The following is an 18317-nucleotide window of genomic DNA, read 5'->3' as shown; positions in this document are numbered from 1 at the left end:
GTTGCACTAGGGTTTTTGTAGGCTTGGTTAAGTATTTTTATTAGGCGAGAGGAATTGTTGTGCTAGGTTCGGTTCGTGCCCATTCACCGGATTTTCCGCCAGACTTCAGGAGCAGGCGGATACCTTCCATTGACATGCCTTTATCAATGGCTTTGCACATATCGTAAATGGTCAGCAGGGTGATGTTCACCGCCGTTAATGCTTCCATTTCAACGCCGGTTTGCCCACGTGTTTCGACGCTGACACGGCAGTGAACTGAAGCCGTTGCCGTTTGCGGGGTTAATTCAATGTCAACTTTGGTCAAGGCCAGCGGGTGACATAACGGAATCAAATCGGCTGTTTTTTTGGCTGCCATAATGCCAGCGATGCGGGCGATGCCGAGTACATCGCCTTTTTTATGATCGCCGTGCAAGATTTTTTCCAAGGTGCGGGGCTGCATGGTAATGCGCCCCTCGGCAATGGCGATGCGGTGAGTGAGATTTTTTTCACCGACATCAACCATGTGCGCTTGGCCTTGGGCGTTGAAATGCGTGAGCTGCTCATTCATGGCATCATCGCTCGGCATTACATGACCTTGCCTTTATCAGCCTCTACCGTCGCGGCTTCAGGCTGGAGGCGGGTTTGCACCAAATCCATGCCTTTGAGGATATTTAATGCTTCAAATAGCTGATAGTCCTCTTCAGCCAGCGGTGATTTTGCTTTATCAGCATCAATGGCCTTGTCGATTTTCTCGTCAGATTTTTCTTCCGTTTTTGCCGGTGCTGTCTCGGTCTTTTCTTCCGCCGGTTTGCTCTCGGTTTTGTCGGTGCCGTTCGGATTGCTGAGGTGTTTGCTCAAACTGGCTTCGGATACCGGGTCGAGCATGTCGTCGGTTTCTTCGTCACCTTTGACTTTCAGGGCTTTGAGCTCAATGTCAGGCGCAATGCCTTCCGCTTGGATGGAACGCCCGGAAGGGGTGAAATAACGCGCAGTGGTGAGTTTGACCGCTGTTTTTTCATCCAATTGCAGCACGGTTTGCACGGAACCTTTTCCAAACGTTTTCTGCCCGACGATCAAGGCACGTTTGTGGTCTTTCAACGCACCCGCAACAATTTCGGAGGCAGATGCAGAACCTTGGTTGACTAGCACCACAATTGGGGCGTTATCCATGGCGTCGCCTTTGTTGGCGCTGTATTCCATTTTGGCGTCTTCCACGCGCCCTTCGGTGTAAACAATTTTACCGGATTCCAAAAAGGCATCGGATACGCCCACGGCTGCATTCAACACGCCACCGGGGTTATTGCGCAGGTCAAGCACCAAGCCGCGTAGCTTATCCTTGTTTTCCTTTTTGAGGGTTTCGATACCTTCTAATAGGGATTCCGTGGTTTTGGCTTGGAAACTGGTGATGCGCACATAACCATAGCCCGGTTCTAACAGGCGTTGTTTAATGCTTTTAACCTGAATAATGTCGCGCTTCAGGCTCACTTTGAACGGTTTGTCTTTGCCTTCACGCACGATCATGAGGTCGATATTGCTACCCGGTTTGCCGCGCATCAACTTGACAGCATCGTTGAGCGTCATGCCTTTCACCGGGGTTTCATCGAGACGGATAATTAAATCGCCCGCTTGCAAACCGGCTTTTTGTGCGGGAGTATCGTCAATAGGGGAGATTACTTTGACGAAGCCGTCTTCCATGCCGACTTCGATACCCAAACCACCGAATTCACCGCTGGTACCGACTTGCAGTTCCTTGAATTCTTCTTCATCCAGATAAGCGGAGTGCGGATCAAGGTTACTAAGCATCCCGCGAATCGCGTTGGTCATCAGGTCTTTGTCTTTGACCTCTTCAACATAATTTTCCTTGATGCGGGTGTAGACCTCGGAAAATTGTTGCAGCTCATCCAACGGCGGGGAGTTTTCAATGGTTTGCCGGAAGGCGAACACATTGAGGCTGATGCTGGTGGTGACACCAATCAAAACGCCAGCCATAGTGCCAGCCAGAACGCGGTAACGTGTATGCATAATCGTCTCTCTCTAATGTTTTGACTGCCGACATCCTTGTCAGCAGCGTAGTTTTGTAATGGTACTTACAGTTTGCAAAACCGTTGCAGTTTACCACCGTGTGGCAAAAATGCACCTGAGTTGTTGTAAAAATGACGCATTTGTAATGGTTGTCCGGCGCGTAGAAGTGGTGTGCTCAATACCCGTATTAGCGACACCAACGCGCCGGATTTTGTGGAGTCGTGCCACTCCTGATTTCAAAATACAGCGCGTCTTGACTTTGCCCGCTGGAATTGCCGACGGCTGCAATGGTTTCATTGGCACTCACGGTCGCGCCTTCTTTTTTGTATACCGCTCGGTTGTAACCGTAAAGGCTCATGTAATTGTTATCGTGTTCGATAATAATTAAATGCCCGTAACCGTCCATCCAGCCTGAAAACGCGACTCGGCCTTTGGCGACCGTTTTGACTTTGCTGCCACCGGGAGCCGCTAATACCACCCCACGCCAGCGTTGCTTCTCATTACGCGCTGAACCGTAGCCGTGGATGATGCGCCCATTGACTGGCCATGGCAATTGCCCCCGTAAACTGGAGAATGCTTTCCCCGATGCGGTGCGGGTGCTGGCGGGGGCGCTATTGACTTGTTGTGATTCTTTGTCGTTGGTGCTGGTGGATTTTTTGGTGGCAGTGGTTGGCTCTTCCGCTACGTCGGCTTTGCGACTGGCCACGCGGTCAACCACCGTTTGTAAGCTGGCTTCCTCGGTTTTGAGCTTGCCTAACTTCTTCTCGGCAGTGCGAATGCCGCTTTTGAGCGTGTCGAGCGCGACTGAGCGTGCTTTGAGCGTGCTTTCAATCGCTGCTTTTTGTTGCGTCAAGGTTTCATTAAGTTCTTGAAGTTGCGCATTGTCTTTTTGAATGTTAGCGCGTACTGCGTCACTTTCTTTTAAAATTTTTTGGATGCCCTGAATCCGCGCGACACGGTTATCGTTCAGGTATTCAAAGTAACGGATGGTACGGCTGATGTCAGACGGTTCGTCTTGGCGCAGCAATAAACGCAGATGCGATTGTTCCCCTGCGGTATATAACGCTTGCAATTGTTGCGCCAGCCCTGTTTTCTGTGCAGCCAGTTCCACGTCTAATTTTTGTTGCTTGCGGGTGGATTCTTCCAGCTTGACGCGGGTGGCTTCGATCTTTTTTTCGGTTTGATAATACTTGTCAGAAATGTCGCCCAGTTTTTTCTCAAGTTGGGTCACTTCTTCTTGTAATTCACGCGATTCACCTTTCTGCGCTTGCAGGTTAGTGGACAGTTGGCGAATATCACGTTGTAGCTGCTGCTGTTTTTGGGTGTCAGCAACACTCATGCCATTCAACGAAAGCAGTAGCAAGGCGAGTAGGGGTAAGTAAAATTTCACCGTTTGTCAGAATTCTGAATGTGTATAACAAGCGAGAGTCTACCATAAGAAATGGATGACACGGAATGCAATAGGGTATATTATCGTATTTGTCTATACTAATATACTTAGTTACTTAAAAATACCATTTTCGACGAGGAAATCTATGGGTAGCATTGCTCTCGGCAATAAGTGTGACTTCACGATTGAAGATATGTTGGTCAAGGAAGAGGACATTGACCGTGCTTCCCGTTCATTAAAAGCGATTTCGCATCCGTTGCGTTTGAAAATTCTGTGCGTGTTAGGCGATAAAGAAGTAAGTGTGCAGGATATTGTCGATAATGTTGGCACATCCCAAAGCAATATTTCCCAGCATCTTGCCATTTTGCGTGATAAAGGCATTCTTGCGTCTCGCAAAGATGCTAATCGTGTTTATTATCGAGTGGGTGATTACCGTACCCTGCGCTTGATCAGCATGATGCAGGAAGTTTTTTGCAGCGCCCCGCATTGAATATCTGCCTGACTATTACCAAAATCCCGCTTTCAGGGGTTTACCTCCCCTCTCGTCCTGTATATCTTTAAGCACTATTTGTTGCTGAAGGGTTTAATGTGGAAGAATATATTGTTTTCGCCCGTAATCACCCCGCATTAGTGATGGGGCTGGTTGCTATTATTGGCATGATTGTCTGGACAGAGTTCAGTCGTTTTACCCGCAAATACAAACAAGTTAATTCGACTCAGGCGGTGCAGATTCTGAATCAGGACGGCTCAGTGGTCATCGACGTCCGCGAAGATAGCGAAGTGAGCGCCGGAAAAATCAAAGGTGCGAAGCACATTCCACTGGGGCAATTGAAGAAACGCTTGGTTGAGCTGGAGCAGGCTAAAAACAAACCTGTTTTGGTGTATTGCCGCAGCGGTAGCCGTTCTGCGCACGCTTGCAGTGTCATGACCAAAGAAGGTTTTGCGAACGTCAGTAATCTGGCGGGTGGCATCATGGCCTGGGAGTCCGCCAATCTTCCGGTTACTAAACGATGAACCAACGCCCAGTACGCATGTACGCCACGCTATTTTGCCCCTACTGTTTACGCGCGCGGATGTTGCTCAAACGCAAGGGCATTCAGTACGAAGAAATCAGTGTCGGCAGCGATGCAACGCTGTGGGCAGAGATGGAACGTCTCAGTCAACGTGACACGGTGCCGCAAATATTCATCGGTGATTTATCCATCGGTGGCTATGATGACATGGCGGCGTTAGACCGCGCTGGCAAGCTTGATGCCTTGCTGTTTGAACCTTAAATCCATTAGAGGGGTATGCTATGAGCGACGCTCAACCACAAGAACAACAATTTATTATTCAGCGTATTTATATCAAGGATGTTTCGTTTGAAGCGCCCAACTCACCGGCGATTTTCACCCAAGAGTGGAACCCCAACACCAATCTGGACTTGAATACTAAAGTTAATACCTTGGCTAATGACAACTACGAAGTGGAGTTGTTCATTACCATTACCGTCAAAAGCGATGATAAAACCGCGTTTTTGGTGGAAGTCAAACAGGCCGGGGTGTTCTTCATTCAAGGTTATGCGCAAGAGCAACTGAATCATTTGCTGGCGGCTTATTGCCCTAATATCTTGTTCCCGTATGCACGGGAAGTGATTGCGGGGATGGTTTCTAAAGGCAGCTTCCCCGAACTGCACTTATCCCCGATCAATTTTGATGCCTTGTACGCTCGCCGTTTACAGGAAGAGCAAGCGAAAGCTGGCGCGGCATGAGTGAACGCATCCAGTCCATCGCGGTTTACGGTGCAGGCTCGTGGGGAACGGCGTTAGCGCTGCAATTGGCGCGTAATGGGCTGGATGTGTTGCTGTGGGATATTAACCCTGCACACGTTGCTAACCTGAATCGGCAACGTGAAAATGCGCATTACCTGCCGGGCATTGCTTTTCCTGACAAGCTCCGGTGTTCCGCTGATTTGCCAACGGTGGCAGCGTTTGCGGATTACCATTTGGTCGTCGTTCCCAGCCATGTTTTCCGTGAAATGTTGCGGAAATTAGCTCCCTTATTGAACGCTGCTGATGCGGTTCTGTGGGCGACCAAAGGCTTGGAGCTGGAAACCGGCAAGTTGCTGCATCAAGTGTTGGAAGAGGAATTGCCGCAATGCCGCGCTTACGGCGTGGTGTCTGGCCCCACCTTTGCGGCTGAAGTGGCGCGTGGTCTGCCCACCGCGATGACCGTGGCTGCCAATCAGCCTGCTTTGGCACAAGCCGTTGCTGCGGCGTTTAGTGCGGCAAATTACCGCGCTTACATCAGTAACGATGTGTTAGGCGTGGAATTGGGCGGGGCGGTAAAAAATGTCTTGGCGATTGCGGCAGGCATTTCCGACGGTTTGGGTTTCGGGGCGAATGCGCGGGTGGCGATTGTTACACGCGGCTTGGCGGAAATCATGCGGTTGGGCGCAAAGCTCGGCGCACAACCTGAAACCTTGATGGGCTTAGCTGGTGTCGGCGATTTGGTGCTGACTTGCACCGATAACCAGTCCCGCAACCGGCGTTTGGGTTTGGCGCTTGGTCAAGGCAAAAGCCGGGATGCGGCGCTTGCGGAAATCGGTCAGGCGGTAGAAGGCGCGAAATCTGCGCTTTCCATCGGCAAACTAGCCGAACGTGCCGGGGTGGAAATGCCCATTTGCCAGCAAGTTTACCGCATTCTTTACGAACATTTGCCGCCCAAACAGGCGGTCAACGAACTGCTTTCGCGTGATTTGAAAGCGGAATTCTGAGCGTTTAATTTACGTTTATTTATTGGGAGTTCGCCCATGAACACCATTCCCGCCTACGCTATCGGCATCGTGATGGATTCGATCAGCAGCATTAACATTAAAAAAGACAGTACCTTCGCGATGATGCTGGAAGCACAGCGCCGGGGTTGCCCCTTATTCCATATTCTGCAAGGCGACTTGTTTATGGATGATGGCGTGGTGTTTGCCAAAATGAATCCGGTGACGGTCAAGGACGATCCCAGTGCTTGGTTTACGTTCGGTGAAGCGCTGGTCATGCCGCTGCATGAATTGCCGGTGGTGTTAATGCGCAAAGATCCGCCGTTTGATATGGAATACATTTACAGCACGTATTTGCTGGAATTGGTGCAAAAACGCGGCACGCTGGTGGTGAATCGCCCAGAGAGTATTCGCAGTGCCAATGAAAAATTGTTTGCCGCGTGGTTTCCTGAATATTGCCCACCAACCCGTGTGACCCGCGATATGGCACGTATCCGTGAATTTCTGGCGCAACAGCAACACATTGTGGTGAAACCCTTGGACGGCATGGGCGGTTCAATGATTTTCCAAATTAAACAGGGTGATCCGAATAGCAATGTGATTCTGGAGGCGATTACCGCGCATGGCACGCGCACGGTGATGGCACAGCGCTTTTTGCCGGAATACAAACAGGGTGATAAACGCATTTTGCTGATCGACGGCGAGCCGTTCCCCCATGCATTGGCGCGAATTCCGGCGGAAGGCGAGGGGCGGGCGAATTTGGCGGCGGGCGGTACGGGCGTGGGCGTGGATTTGACGGAACGCGAATTTGCGATTTGTGCTGGCATTGCGCCGGTATTGCGGGACATGGGGTTGCTGTTTGTGGGGCTGGACGTGATCGGCGATTACGTGACTGAGATAAATGTTACTAGCCCGACCTGCATTCGCGAATTGGATACGATTTATGCGGCTAATATTGCCAGCCTGCTATGGGATGCGGTTGAGTGCAGGCTGGCAAACGGCGTTTAGGTATTTTGTTGCAAGATACCGTACAGCTCATCTTTGAGGTGTAGACGCTGTAACTTCAGGCTTTCGACAAATTCGTCAGCATGGACTTCGATTTCTTGTTCAATCCGATGCAATTGCGCGTCCACCTCGTTGTAGTCCTCAAATAGGCGAGCAAAGTGCCGATCATTCATTTTCAGGTGATGAATCTGCTCTTTGTATTCGGGAAATTCGGTCGCGAGATCGTGAGATTCTCCAAACATTCGTTACGCTCCTTTTTTCATTAAGTTTCCGTTTCAGGCTATCACAATACCGAGGGGGAGCGTGTGAGTTAAGTCAAATTATGGACTGTGCTAGAATCTGCTTTTGAACACAACGGGAGTCAAACGTGAAAGCCAGAGTCAAATGGTTGGATAATATGAGTTTTGTCGGTGAATCCGGCAGTGGGCATTCCGTGGTAATGGATGGTGCGCCCGAATTTGGGGGGCGTAACCTTGGAATGCGTCCGATGGAAATGCTATTGCTGGGCTTGGGCGGTTGTGCGTCTTTCGATATTGTGTTGATTTTGCAGAAATCCAAACAGCATGTCATGGATTGTGAAGTGCAGATCGAAGCCGAACGCGCAGATACCGATCCCAAGGTTTTCACTCGCATCCACCTGCACTTCCAAGTGAGTGGACGCAACCTTGCTGCCGATAAAGTCGAGCGTGCGGTGAAATTATCGGCTGAAAAATATTGCTCCGCATCCATTATGTTAGGCAAAACTGCGGTGATTACCCACGATTTTGCGTTGCACGAAGCGCCGTGAAGCATTTATTTCACTTGCACGCAGGGGCATAGTTTTGCATAGTTCATTCCCGTACCGATTGTCGGTCAATCGGTGGATTTTTTTATGCTACGCCAGACAAAGAGGATGATCAGAATTGGTTGAGCGTCATCAAAAGCAGATTCGCCTGCATGGGTTTAATAACCTAACGAAAACCTTGAGTTTTAACATTTACGACATCTGCTACGCAAGGAGTCCGGCTCACCGTGAAGAATACCTCGCGTACATTGATGAAGAATACAATGCCGACCGTTTGACCAACATTCTCACCAATGTGGCAGACATTATTGGTGCTAATATTTTGAACGTGGCACGGCAGGATTACGATCCCCAAGGCGCGAGCGTCACTATTTTGGTATCGGAAGAGCCTGTTTTATCAGAAGAAAAAATCAGTGCATCGATTTCGGCACGTCCTGGACCTTACCCAGAAGATGTGGTGGCGCATTTGGATAAAAGCCATTTGACGGTACACACTTACCCGGAAAGTCACCCCGATAATGGTATTAGTACCTTCCGTGCTGACATTGATGTATCCACGTGTGGGCGCATCTCGCCGTTGAAAGCATTGAATTACTTAATACACAGTTTGGAGTCTGATATTGTCATTATGGACTATCGGGTACGCGGTTTTACCCGTGACGTGAAGGGTAAAAAGCACTTCATCGACCATAAGATCAACTCTATCCAAAATTTCTTGTCACCTGAAACAAAGCGCAATTATTCCATGCTAGACGTCAATGTTTATCAGGAGAATATCTTTCACACTAAAATGATGTTGAAAGAGTTTGATCTGGATAACTATTTGTTTGGTTTGGGTAAAAATGATTATTTTGAAAAAGACATTAAGCAAATTGAGATGCAATTGCGCAAGGAAATGAAAGAAATTTTCTACGGCAGAAACACCGGCAGTTTGTGATGACTATCACGGTAATGGCGCTGCTAACGTGCTAATTACGGGCTGTTTTTCCCTAGTCGTTTAATTGCGTTTGATTATCATCTGGAGCCAATATGTTGCAATTTAGCAACATATTGGTAGACTCCGCACAATTGAAACATTCAATAGTATATCTGAGCTAATATTGATCATGAAGGTTGTCTCTGGTGCATAGACTCTGCTAACGTTCGCTTTGTGATGTTTATAGTGTGTAAAAACATCACAAACAAAACTATTGTTCTATATGTAGAGAACGCAAGAAAGGTTGTAGAAGAGATTATGAGTAGTGTTAGTGTGAAGTCATTGATCCTGTTAAGTCTGGGGGCGGTGGCATTGTTACTGGCTGGCTGTAATTCTGAAACCGTTAAAACTGCGGAAGCGGAACAAGCCAAGGTATATACCGCACAATTTGCCCATTCTAAGAATAGTGCTAATACATTGGCAAATGTGACGAAAATACCTGTTCAAGCCTCACAGGATATTAGCCTGTTAGATCGCGTGGTATGGAACGCTGAAAAGCAAAAAGGCAAAATGTACCGTTACGGCGGTGAAAGTCCTAAAACAGGCTTTGATTGCAGTGGCTTAACACAGTTTGCCTTTGAGCAAGGCGCTGGGGTTTCTTTGCCACGCACCGCTGCGGATCAATACGCATCAGCGATCAAAATCCCTAAGCATCAAGCCAGCAAAGGCGACTTGGTTTTCTTCAAAACCAGTGGTAAACGTATCAGCCATGTCGGTATTTATTTGGGCGATGAAAAATTCGTCCATGCACCGCGCACGGGTAAAGCGATTACTACCGATAAGCTGGAAGGTTATTGGGCCAATAGGCTGGTCGGTTTTGGACGCATTCCGGGTGCCTGCAAACCCGCTTATTCTTAAATTGCCCCTTCAAAAAAGGCCGCTATTAATAGTGGCCTTTTTCATTTAAGTAACGCGCTTACGGCAGGCTATTCAGCCAAGTGGCAACCACAGCGGTGAGAGCTTCACCTTTGTCTTTGTAATCATGATCCGCATCGGGTAACACCATTTGTTTAGAATGCGTATTGCCAGAACGTTGCATGAGTGCTTGACGCTCCGGGGCAAGGCTGATCACTTGCGGAAAATCCTTTTCGCCATACACATCCAAAACGGGTACGGATAATTTATCCAGCGGGAACGGGTGCAGCAATTCTTGTCCCTCATCAGTTGCCCCCATGCCCATGCCTACATAAGCAGCAAGATTGTTTCCGCCGGTGGTGTCTACCCAGTTCATGGCCATGTGTGCGCCGCAACTGTGTGCGGCTAATACAATTTTGCTGATGCCTCGTTGTTTCAGCAAGGCTATTCCCGCATCAATGCGCTTGTCAGCATTGGCAAACAGTGGAACGTAATCGTAGTATTTGGCTTCTTTGGCTAATACGGGCATTTGCAAAGACAGGGTTGTCCAGCCTTTAGCCACTAAACCTACCCGCAAGGGGTGCACCACATTTTCCCAATCGGGGTGGTAGCCGCGCCCGTGCAAAATGATAACGGCGCCGCGCGGTTGATCTGCCGTTGTCAGAATGCCCATGAAGTTCTGGGTGCCATCATTCAAGCTGATCACCTCGCCATCCATAATCGTATCGCGGATTTCACTCGCAAGGCGTTGCTCGCGAGCGTAATCCGGCATGGCGTTAGCGTCGGGTGCGGGTTTGTTCGCCGCAGGTGGCGGGGTTACATCATTTTTTTTTTCTTCTGAGAGGTTTGGCTCAGAAGGGGGAGTGGGTGCCGGTGGCGCGGCGGGCATCGGGTCCATCATGGGCGGCGGCATGACCGGCGGTGTTAGCGCCGCTGGCGCGGGTACCGTTAGCGGCGCGGGCGCGATAACAGCAGGCGCAGGTTCCTGCACGGGCATCGGCGCCGGGGCAATTGGCGCGGTGTCGGCAGTGGGGGCGACGCTTGGCATGGTTACCGGCACGGCTTCGCTCGCTACTGCTTCAGGTGCTGGGGTGTTGACTGCCTTTTGAGCCGGGCTGTCAATATTCACGGCAGGGCGCATGACCATTAAGGCCAACACTACAACGGAGGCAAGCGTATAAACGGCTGCGGCAACTTTCATGTTTCTCATCTCCTCAAGGGGGCGGTATTTGGCTAAATCGAATGAAACATTCAAAATATACGATTGGAAATCGACGTTACTTTCTCTTAGAGTATAATCCTACAAAGCGTTTAATCAACCATACAACTGAGGAGTCCATGATGGAATTGAAGGGAAGTAGAACAGAACAGCATTTGAAAGACGCCTTCGCGGGTGAATCGCAAGCCAATCGCCGTTACTTGTATTTCGCAGCCAAAGCCGACGTGGAAGGCTACAACGATGTCGCGGCGGTATTCCGCTCTACTGCGGAAGGCGAAACGGGTCACGCACACGGTCACTTGGAATATTTGGAAGCTTCTGGCGATCCAGCGACCGGCTTGCCGATTGGCCCGACAGCGGCTAACTTGAAATCGGCGATTGCGGGTGAAACCCACGAATACACCGACATGTACCCCGGCATGGCCAAAGACGCGCGTGCGGAAGGCTTCGACGAAATCGCGGATTGGTTTGAAACGTTGGCGAAAGCGGAGCGTTCACACGCTAACCGTTTCCAGAAGGCATTGGACAGTTTAGACGCATAAGGCTTTAGTGGAGGCGAATGCGTGTTCGCCTCCACACCCCAACGGAGAATAACTAAGATGGCAACCCCGAAACGCGAAGGCAGCCTGCAAGCCCCCACCCGTCACGCGCTCGACTGGAAAAACCCCGAATTTTATAACGAAGATGCCGTCCTGCACGAAATGGAGCGCGTCTTTGATCTGTGTCACGGTTGCCGCCGTTGCGTCAGCCTGTGCAATTCCTTCCCCACGCTGTTTGATCTTGTGGACAATTCCAAGACGATGGAAGTGGATGGCGTTGACAAAAAAGATTATTGGCAGGTCGTGGATCATTGCTATCTGTGCGACCTGTGTTACATGACCAAATGCCCGTACATTCCGCCGCATGAGTGGAATATTGACTTCCCACACCTGATGCTGCGTGCCAAAGCGGTGAAGTTTAAGAAGGGCGACACAAAATTCCGCGACAAGATACTGAGTTCTACGGATATGGTCGGCAAGTTGGCGGGGATTCCTGTCGTTGCGGGCATCGTCAATAAAGTGAATCAAAATCCCGCCTTCCGTCAACAACTCGACAAAGTGTTGGGTGTGCATCCGCAAGCGAAAATACCGTCTTACCACAGCGACAAAGGGCGTGACCGTGTGGCGCGTTACAAGACTTTGGATGAATCCAAAGCGGTGGCAGCAGGGCGTACCACGGGCAAAGTGGCGATTTTTGCGACGTGCTACGGCAACTATAACGAGCCGCATATCGTCGATGATTTGCGTAAGGTATTTGAAATCAACGGCATTCCAGTGACGTTGCTGGATAAAGAGCAGTGTTGTGGAATGCCGAAGCTAGAACTCGGTGATTTGGAATCGGTTGCCGCCGCGAAAGAAGCCAATATTCCGGCAATGATGAAACTCATCAATGAAGGTTGGGATATTGTCGGCCCCGTACCGTCGTGTGTGTTGATGTTCAAGCAGGAATTGCCGCTGATGTTCCCCGATGATGCTGATGTGCAAACGGTGAAAGGGCGCATTTTCGACCCGTTCGAGTACCTGATGTTGCGCCACAAAGAAGGCAAGTTGAACACCAACTTCAAAAAGCCGTTGGGCAAGGTCAGCTACCACACGTCTTGCCATTTGCGCGTACAAAACATCGGTTACAAGACCCGCGAATTGTTGGAATTAGTGCCGGATACCAAGCTGGAATTGCTGGAACGTTGTTCCGGGCATGACGGCACGTATGCGGTGAAAAGCGAGTTCCACGATATTGCCATAAAAATTTGCCGTCCGCTGTTCGGTAAGGTCAATCAGGCCAAGCCGGATTATTACGGCAGCGATTGCCCGATGGCTGGGCATCAAATCGAGAGTGGGTTGGAAGAGGGTATGCCTCCGCCAACGCATCCGCTGACCATGTTACGCATTGCTTACGGTTTGTAAGGAGAGTGATGATGGAAAAGTTGACCCGTGCAGACTTGCTGAGTCTGGAACAGTATTCAATCGAGCGCAAAGCCTTCCGCGAGAAAGTGATGGCGCATAAAGCTGACCGCAAAATACACATTGGCCCGAATGCGACGCTGTATTTTGAAGACCGCTTAACCATGCAGTACCAGATTCAGGAAATGCTGCGGATTGAGAAAATTTTCGAGTCCGCTGGCATTAATGAGGAACTGGAAGCGTATAACCCGTTGATTCCCGATGGCTCGAACTGGAAAGCAACCTTCATGGTCGAGTTTTCCGATGTGGAAGAGCGCAAGGTGCAACTGGGGCGGTTGATCGGGATCGAGCGGCATACGTGGGTGCAGGTGGCGGGTTTCGACAAGGTTTACGCGATTGCCAATGAAGATTTGGAGCGCGAAACCGAGGAGAAAACCTCAGCAGTGCATTTTACGCGCTTTGAGTTGACCCCGGTGATGGTGGCTTCGATGCAGGAAGGCGCGGCGATTCAGATGGGGATTGAGCATCCGAATTATGCGTATACCGTGACCTTGGGTGAAGCCTCGCGTGCGTCACTCGCAGCAGATTTGGGCTAAGCCCTAACCCTAAGAAGCATCATCCTCATGGTTAAGCACCTTGAGGATGATTTGACACAAACGTTGCCAATCCGACGGTTTGTGCAAAAAGTCATTCATTCCCGCCGCTAGGCATTGTTGCCTAACTTCAGTACTCGTGTGCGCGGTCAAGGCGATGACGGGAATGTTGGGATTGGGTGAATGCTGGCGTATCCATTGCAACACGTCAAAGCCGGTGGTGTCGGGCAGGTTAATGTCGAGTAATACCACATCAAACGGGTGCTGTTGCAGGTAAAGCAACGCACTTTGCCCATCTGCGGCGACTTCCACCTTGCCGCCTTGAGCACTCAATAGCTCATAACCCAGCAAACGATTCATGAATTCGTCATCGACCAATAAAATGCGGATGCCCTGCGGCAGTCGGCAAGGTGGTTTATCCGTTGTTGCCGTTTCAAGGTGGGCGACGTTAAAGGTCAGGGTGAAGAAAAAGTGGCTGCCTTTACCCACGGTGCTTTCAACCGCTAATTTTCCGCCCAAACAGGTGACGAGGCGGCTGCTAATCGCCAGCCCTAAGCCGATGCCGTCTTGTGAAAGGTTGGAGGTGGGTTGCGCTTGGGTAAATTCATCAAAAATCGTCGGTAATTTTTCAGCGGCAATGCCAATTCCGGTATCACGCACCGAAAAAGACAGGCGTAATTGCTGGGGTTCAGGTGTCTCATGACGCTGCACCGTGCAAGTGACAGAGCCTTCGGTGGTATAACGCAGCGCATTTTGCAGCAAATTGGTCAGGATTTGCGTTAAGCGCAAACGGTCGCCCAGTAGCGTTTCCGGGATGGTGTCATGCCCGACAAATACCAACGACAGCCCTTTTTTCTGTGCCTGATTAAGCGTTAAATCGTGTACTTGGCGCATCACGATGCTCAGTTGGAAGGGTTCTTGCTGTAGTTCCAGGCTATTGCTTTCAATTTTGGCGATGTCTAACACATTGCCCATTAAGCGTGACATGTGTTGGGACGTTTGCTCCAGTTGCGTGACGTATTCCGCTTGCTTGGGGGTGAGCGTGGTGAGGCGTAACAGCGTGCCGAGGCTGGTGATGGCGTTGAGCGGGGTGCGCAATTCATGGTTAATGGTTGCTAGAAAGCTGCTTTTGGCTTGATTCGCGGCGGCGGTGCGCTGCATGGCTTCACGCAATAACCTGACTTTTTCCATTTGGACAATGGACAATAACAGCAAAAAAATCAGGTGTCCTATTGGCATGGCGGTGACGTAAAACGCTTGCACATCCCAGTGTGTCACATTGAAAATCAGTACCAATCCACTGGGTGCGACCCAAAAAATCACCAAGAAGAAAATGCCAAAGAAATAACGGGCAATGCGATTGCCGTGGCGTAAGGCGGCGATGCTGGTGCTGAACAGTATCAACATCGTAATCTGCCCCATGCTGTTGGTAATCAAGGTTCCGCTGGGAATCCAGCCAGTGATGACGATCAAGGGTAAGCAAATCCAGATGATCCCGCTTAACAGCCGGTGATGGCGGGGGAGCCGTTGTTTGGTTTGCAGCAATTGTTGCGTAAATACGCTAAAAGAAATCATGGCGAGGTAGAGCGCATCTCTTTATACACAAATCAGTCCTCCCCCAACTCACTAGCCATCTGAATCCCATAAATACAGTCCAGCACCCTTGAGTAGCCAAGCCAGATACTTTTAGCCCCCGGTTCGCCATCGCATTTTCTGCCCAAAAAGCCCCCCAGTTCCGCTAGATTGCGGATCACTTGATTGAGGGTAGGTATGCCATCGGGTAGTGCTTTTTTGCCGAGCCGGAAGGATACTTTCCATTCCAGCGGGTCAAACACCAGATCAGCCGGAAGTTCTGGGCAGGTACGCCCCAACCGCATCAGAAACATAATCCGCCAGGCCACCATGATGTAGAGCGCGAGGGCTTTTTCGATGCGCTCTTTAGTGTCCAGTTGCAGTTTTTCGACGCGACAGCCGACTTTCAGGACATCAAAAAACATCTCGATTTCCCAACGCGCCCGATACCAGTCGATGAGTTCACAGGCGGCATCGGCGGTCTCTACACAACGGTTGGTGACTAAACGCCAAATGAGGGACGATTTTCCGGCGGGTGGGTTGATTTCTTTGGCTTGAACCAAGGTCAATAGCATTGGATGCTTACTTTTGGGACGCAGGGTATAACGTAACACCTTGATTTCTTGTACCACTTTGCGAGGCTTTTCACCCTGCTTGCGCGGTTTGGTAAAGGTGATACGAGTCAACGCCTGTTGTTGATCAATGGCATCCCACAGTTTGAGGTCATCCCCCAAGGCGCGGTTATGTTGCGCCCGTATCAGCAGGTCAGCCGGGTAATCCAAGGCTTGCGCCCGTTTGAGTAAGTCATAAAAGTCGCTTTCACGGTCGCCCGTATAGATGAGGCGGTATTCAGGGCAGCGTGCCGCCAGTTCGGCTACCCGTTCATACCCTTCAATCCAGCGACGGCTTTCTTTGATGCCGGGGTTGGCAAGATCCGCCGCTTTGCTCAAGCCCCGTGACCACATCCACGTATCGGTGATCCCCAATGGCAGACGGTCTGGGGTGATACACAAGGTCGGATGCAGGTACATCCCGCGTTGCTTATCGTAGGATAAACGCCCCAAACCCTCGGTTTCCTGCCCATTGAAATCCAGTTCGGTGGTGTCTTGAATACACAGGATAATCCGCGAATCTTGCTGACGGATTCGACACTCGGTCGCTTCAAAGTGGGATGCCATCAAAGCATCATGGCTCACCGCTTCATTCCAAAAGAAACGGTACGTCGCCAAGGTGCTTGACCAACTTTGACAAGCTTTCGGGATGCTCGATTGGGGGGCTTTCAGCATCGCTTTGAGGATATGAGCGGCGCGTGTTTCGAGACGCTTGTCTCCCAAATCAAGATCGGTGAGTTCGGTAGATGACCAGTTCATGGGTGAAAATTGCTTATCTTACATCAGTTTGGGGACTTGTGTATAAGGAGATGGGTAGAGCGGTGTCGTGAAAAAGTGCGAGCCAGTGTCATGGAGGAATCCAATCCCCTCAAATACCGGGTTGGCTAAATGCGCCACCGTCGCCATTGAGAGAATATGCGCCACCAGTGACAAGTAGCTAGGCTCACGCAATGCGAAGAACAAAAACAGGTTGTAAGCCGCCAACACCAACATTGCCCCGTAAATAGCGGCGTAGAGGCGATAGCTTTCTTTACTGCGTTCCAGCATCGCATCCGCCGTGACCAAATCTACCGGCAAGCGAAACGCGGAATCGCCATTGGTTGCCCGCACGTAGATTTCCAAGGGTATGCCGTGAGGAAGTGCCAGCGACCACGCGGGGCGGCGGTAGCCGGTCACGGGTGCGGCGTACTGTGCCGTTACTTCCTGCCCCTCGGATAGCAGATGGAAGTCGTATTCATCCTCCAGCAATGCATCGGACAGGGCATACCATTTCAGGCTGGATTGGTTGATTAGCGTAAAACGTACCCAATACGCCGAGCGACTTCTGCCGAAACTGGGGGCGTTTTGACTGGTGTTTGCAGTAAATTTTGCGTCAAATGCCGCCGATGCAACCTGTTGCAGGGTTAATTGCCGTGACGGGTCTTCCAAAATTGCCATGAAGGGCGCGGCGGAAACCGTGTCGTGGCTATCCGTGAGGATCAATGTTGAGGCATCAGCCACCGTTACTTGGCTGAGTAAAAACAGCAGTAAACCCGCCAGCCAAGACAATGGCGTGGCGTGCTGCTTCAATGGCTACGGTTAATCGCAAACCATGCCAATGACTCCAACGCTTGCCGATAGTCGCTATCAGGCAGGCATTGCAAGCTGGCAATCGCACTTTCGGTTTCACCCTTGGCACGTTCCAGCGTGTAATCAATCGCCTTGGTGTCGGTAATCGCCTGCATAATGGCATCAATTTGATCCAACCCACCCTGCTCAATCGCACTGCGGAGGATGGCAGCCGTCGCCGCATCGCTGCGTTGTATCGCAATAATCAGTGGCAAGGTCGGCTTGCCTTCGGCTAAATCATCACCGACGTTTTTGCCCATTTCCTCAGCATCAGCGGTGTAATCCAACACGTCATCGACCAATTGGAACGCTGTACCTAAGTGCATTCCATACTTCGCCATCGCCTCTTCGTGTTCCGCACTCAATCCCGTCAGCACTGCGCCCAACTGACACGCTGCTTCAAACAATTTCGCGGTTTTGGAATGAATCACTTCCATGTAACGCGCTTCGGACGTGTCAGGATCGTGACAGTTGAGCAACTGCAAGACTTCGCCTTCCGCAATCACGTTGGTGGTGGTGGATAAGATTTCCATCACCCGCATACTGCCCACGTCCACCATCATTTCAAACGAGCGCGAATACAGGAAATCGCCCACCAGCACGGCGGCTTGATTGCCCCACACATTGTTGGCGGTTTCCTTGCCACGGCGCATATCGGACTCGTCCACCACATCGTCATGTAGCAGCGTGGCGGTGTGGATAAATTCCACAATTGCGGCAATATCAACGTGTCTGTCGCCTTGATAGCCGCAGGCACGCGCCACCAGCAACGCGAGTAATGGGCGCAAGCGCTTGCCCCCACTGCCAATAATGTAATGGCTGAGTTGGTTGATAAGCACGACATCGGAATGCAGACGACGCTGGATTAAAGCATTGACTGCCTGCATGTCAGCATCGGCAAGTTGGCGAATTGTATTGAAATCCATGATTATGCAGGCTGCGGTAAAGCCCCGAATGCTAGGAAGCCCCCTAGCTCCTGTCAAGCGATACGCGCAACTCCTTGAAATATTTT

At 50.6% G+C, this 18317-nt stretch carries 21 protein-coding genes; 12 read left to right on the top strand and 9 right to left on the bottom strand.

Going from position 1 to position 18317, the window contains the following annotated elements:
- Positions 1–40 precede the first annotated feature (40 nt).
- The 3 genes from moaC to L3K52_01965 form a co-directional block, all read right to left on the bottom strand.
- Entirely contained in the window at positions 41–565 is a 525-nt protein-coding gene (moaC, locus tag L3K52_01975) for a cyclic pyranopterin monophosphate synthase MoaC (protein ID UOG92516.1), read from the bottom strand.
- Positions 565–2001: a S41 family peptidase gene (locus L3K52_01970; protein UOG92515.1), complete on the bottom strand. Its 1437-nt coding sequence runs from the start codon at positions 1999–2001 to the stop codon at positions 565–567. Before L3K52_01970 ends, moaC begins: the two co-directional genes overlap by 1 nt.
- Positions 2002–2188: 187 nt before the next feature.
- On the bottom strand, positions 2189–3391 hold the full coding sequence (locus L3K52_01965) for a peptidoglycan DD-metalloendopeptidase family protein (protein UOG92514.1): 1203 nt from the start codon (positions 3389–3391) through the stop codon (positions 2189–2191).
- Positions 3392–3536: 145 nt separating this feature from the next.
- Between L3K52_01965 and L3K52_01960 the strand changes: the two genes are divergently transcribed.
- From L3K52_01960 to gshB, 6 genes are all read left to right on the top strand, one after another.
- On the top strand, positions 3537–3881 hold the full coding sequence (locus tag L3K52_01960; protein UOG92513.1) for a metalloregulator ArsR/SmtB family transcription factor: 345 nt from the start codon (positions 3537–3539) through the stop codon (positions 3879–3881).
- A gap of 98 nt (positions 3882–3979) precedes the next feature.
- Entirely contained in the window at positions 3980–4405 is a 426-nt protein-coding gene (locus L3K52_01955) for a rhodanese-like domain-containing protein (GenBank protein UOG92512.1), read from the top strand.
- A complete protein-coding gene (gene grxC, locus L3K52_01950) occupies positions 4402–4665 on the top strand; it encodes a glutaredoxin 3 (GenBank protein ID UOG92511.1) in 264 nt (87 codons plus the stop codon). Before L3K52_01955 ends, grxC begins: the two co-directional genes overlap by 4 nt.
- A gap of 20 nt (positions 4666–4685) precedes the next feature.
- Positions 4686–5141 (top strand): protein-export chaperone SecB, encoded by a 456-nt coding sequence (secB, locus tag L3K52_01945; GenBank protein UOG92510.1) that lies wholly within the window; start codon positions 4686–4688, stop codon positions 5139–5141.
- Positions 5138–6145: an NAD(P)-dependent glycerol-3-phosphate dehydrogenase gene (locus L3K52_01940; protein UOG92509.1), complete on the top strand. Its 1008-nt coding sequence runs from the start codon at positions 5138–5140 to the stop codon at positions 6143–6145. The genes secB and L3K52_01940 overlap by 4 nt, the downstream gene beginning before the upstream one ends.
- Positions 6146–6181: 36 nt before the next feature.
- Positions 6182–7150 (top strand): glutathione synthase, encoded by a 969-nt coding sequence (gene gshB, locus L3K52_01935; GenBank protein UOG92508.1) that lies wholly within the window; start codon positions 6182–6184, stop codon positions 7148–7150.
- On the opposite strand, the gene L3K52_01930 is transcribed toward gshB, so the two are convergent.
- A complete protein-coding gene (locus tag L3K52_01930; protein UOG92507.1) occupies positions 7147–7389 on the bottom strand; it encodes a YdcH family protein in 243 nt (80 codons plus the stop codon). The two genes, gshB and L3K52_01930, sit on opposite strands and share 4 nt — an antisense overlap.
- 125 nt (positions 7390–7514) lie before the next feature.
- Here L3K52_01930 and L3K52_01925 point away from each other — a divergent pair, with 125 nt between their 5' ends.
- The 3 genes from L3K52_01925 (at position 7515) to L3K52_01915 (ending at position 9765) form a co-directional block, all read left to right on the top strand.
- The gene (locus tag L3K52_01925) at positions 7515–7934 is read left to right on the top strand and encodes an OsmC family protein (GenBank protein UOG92506.1); all 420 of its coding nucleotides are present in this window, start codon (positions 7515–7517) and stop codon (positions 7932–7934) included.
- A 115-nt stretch (positions 7935–8049) separates the two neighbouring features.
- A complete protein-coding gene (speD, locus tag L3K52_01920) occupies positions 8050–8868 on the top strand; it encodes an adenosylmethionine decarboxylase (protein UOG92505.1) in 819 nt (272 codons plus the stop codon).
- A gap of 297 nt (positions 8869–9165) precedes the next feature.
- Entirely contained in the window at positions 9166–9765 is a 600-nt protein-coding gene (locus L3K52_01915) for a C40 family peptidase (GenBank protein UOG92504.1), read from the top strand.
- A 58-nt stretch (positions 9766–9823) separates the two neighbouring features.
- Here the strand turns inward: L3K52_01915 and L3K52_01910 are convergent, their stop codons facing one another.
- Complete coding sequence (locus L3K52_01910; GenBank protein ID UOG92503.1) at positions 9824–10963, bottom strand: DUF3530 family protein; 1140 nt, start codon at positions 10961–10963, stop codon at positions 9824–9826.
- A 137-nt stretch (positions 10964–11100) separates the two neighbouring features.
- Between L3K52_01910 and L3K52_01905 the strand changes: the two genes are divergently transcribed.
- The 3 genes from L3K52_01905 to L3K52_01895 are packed head-to-tail and all read left to right on the top strand — an operon-like array spanning position 11101 to position 13517.
- The gene (locus tag L3K52_01905) at positions 11101–11523 is read left to right on the top strand and encodes a rubrerythrin family protein (protein ID UOG92502.1); all 423 of its coding nucleotides are present in this window, start codon (positions 11101–11103) and stop codon (positions 11521–11523) included.
- 57 nt (positions 11524–11580) lie between these two features.
- A complete protein-coding gene (locus L3K52_01900) occupies positions 11581–12924 on the top strand; it encodes a Fe-S oxidoreductase (GenBank protein UOG92501.1) in 1344 nt (447 codons plus the stop codon).
- A gap of 8 nt (positions 12925–12932) precedes the next feature.
- Positions 12933–13517 (top strand): DUF3501 family protein, encoded by a 585-nt coding sequence (locus L3K52_01895; protein ID UOG92500.1) that lies wholly within the window; start codon positions 12933–12935, stop codon positions 13515–13517.
- A gap of 9 nt (positions 13518–13526) precedes the next feature.
- Here L3K52_01895 and L3K52_01890 read toward each other — a convergent pair whose 3' ends face one another.
- From L3K52_01890 to ispB, 4 genes are read right to left on the bottom strand one after another with little or no spacing between them, the layout of a single operon-like run.
- Positions 13527–15089: a response regulator gene (locus L3K52_01890; GenBank protein ID UOG92499.1), complete on the bottom strand. Its 1563-nt coding sequence runs from the start codon at positions 15087–15089 to the stop codon at positions 13527–13529.
- A gap of 32 nt (positions 15090–15121) precedes the next feature.
- Entirely contained in the window at positions 15122–16456 is a 1335-nt protein-coding gene (locus tag L3K52_01885) for an IS4 family transposase (GenBank protein UOG92498.1), read from the bottom strand.
- Positions 16457–16474: 18 nt separating this feature from the next.
- Positions 16475–17266, bottom strand: a complete 792-nt coding sequence (locus L3K52_01880) for a hypothetical protein (GenBank protein UOG92497.1) — start codon at positions 17264–17266, stop codon at positions 16475–16477.
- Positions 17263–18231, bottom strand: a complete 969-nt coding sequence (ispB, locus tag L3K52_01875; protein ID UOG92496.1) for an octaprenyl diphosphate synthase — start codon at positions 18229–18231, stop codon at positions 17263–17265. Before ispB ends, L3K52_01880 begins: the two co-directional genes overlap by 4 nt.
- Between the last annotated feature and the right edge of the window lie 86 nt (positions 18232–18317).

The organism is Candidatus Thiothrix sulfatifontis (genome assembly GCA_022828425.1).
Classification (GTDB): domain Bacteria; phylum Pseudomonadota; class Gammaproteobacteria; order Thiotrichales; family Thiotrichaceae; genus Thiothrix; species Thiothrix sulfatifontis.
The sequence above is the reverse complement of the archived record's forward strand: the minus strand, read 5'-3'. Positions and strand labels throughout refer to the sequence as shown.

Coding starts and splice junctions, on each gene's coding strand:
- L3K52_01905 (UOG92502.1), top strand. CDS start 11,101: ATGATGGAATTGAAGGGAAGTAGAACAGAACAGCATTTGAAAGACGCC.
- L3K52_01885 (UOG92498.1), bottom strand. CDS start 16,456: ATGAACTGGTCATCTACCGAACTCACCGATCTTGATTTGGGAGACAAG.
- grxC (UOG92511.1), top strand. CDS start 4,402: ATGAACCAACGCCCAGTACGCATGTACGCCACGCTATTTTGCCCCTAC.
- L3K52_01970 (UOG92515.1), bottom strand. CDS start 2,001: ATGCATACACGTTACCGCGTTCTGGCTGGCACTATGGCTGGCGTTTTG.
- L3K52_01930 (UOG92507.1), bottom strand. CDS start 7,389: ATGTTTGGAGAATCTCACGATCTCGCGACCGAATTTCCCGAATACAAA.
- L3K52_01895 (UOG92500.1), top strand. CDS start 12,933: ATGATGGAAAAGTTGACCCGTGCAGACTTGCTGAGTCTGGAACAGTAT.
- L3K52_01910 (UOG92503.1), bottom strand. CDS start 10,963: ATGAAAGTTGCCGCAGCCGTTTATACGCTTGCCTCCGTTGTAGTGTTG.
- L3K52_01915 (UOG92504.1), top strand. CDS start 9,166: ATGAGTAGTGTTAGTGTGAAGTCATTGATCCTGTTAAGTCTGGGGGCG.
- moaC (UOG92516.1), bottom strand. CDS start 565: ATGCCGAGCGATGATGCCATGAATGAGCAGCTCACGCATTTCAACGCC.
- secB (UOG92510.1), top strand. CDS start 4,686: ATGAGCGACGCTCAACCACAAGAACAACAATTTATTATTCAGCGTATT.
- L3K52_01940 (UOG92509.1), top strand. CDS start 5,138: ATGAGTGAACGCATCCAGTCCATCGCGGTTTACGGTGCAGGCTCGTGG.
- ispB (UOG92496.1), bottom strand. CDS start 18,231: ATGGATTTCAATACAATTCGCCAACTTGCCGATGCTGACATGCAGGCA.
- L3K52_01960 (UOG92513.1), top strand. CDS start 3,537: ATGGGTAGCATTGCTCTCGGCAATAAGTGTGACTTCACGATTGAAGAT.
- gshB (UOG92508.1), top strand. CDS start 6,182: ATGAACACCATTCCCGCCTACGCTATCGGCATCGTGATGGATTCGATC.
- L3K52_01890 (UOG92499.1), bottom strand. CDS start 15,089: ATGATTTCTTTTAGCGTATTTACGCAACAATTGCTGCAAACCAAACAA.
- L3K52_01900 (UOG92501.1), top strand. CDS start 11,581: ATGGCAACCCCGAAACGCGAAGGCAGCCTGCAAGCCCCCACCCGTCAC.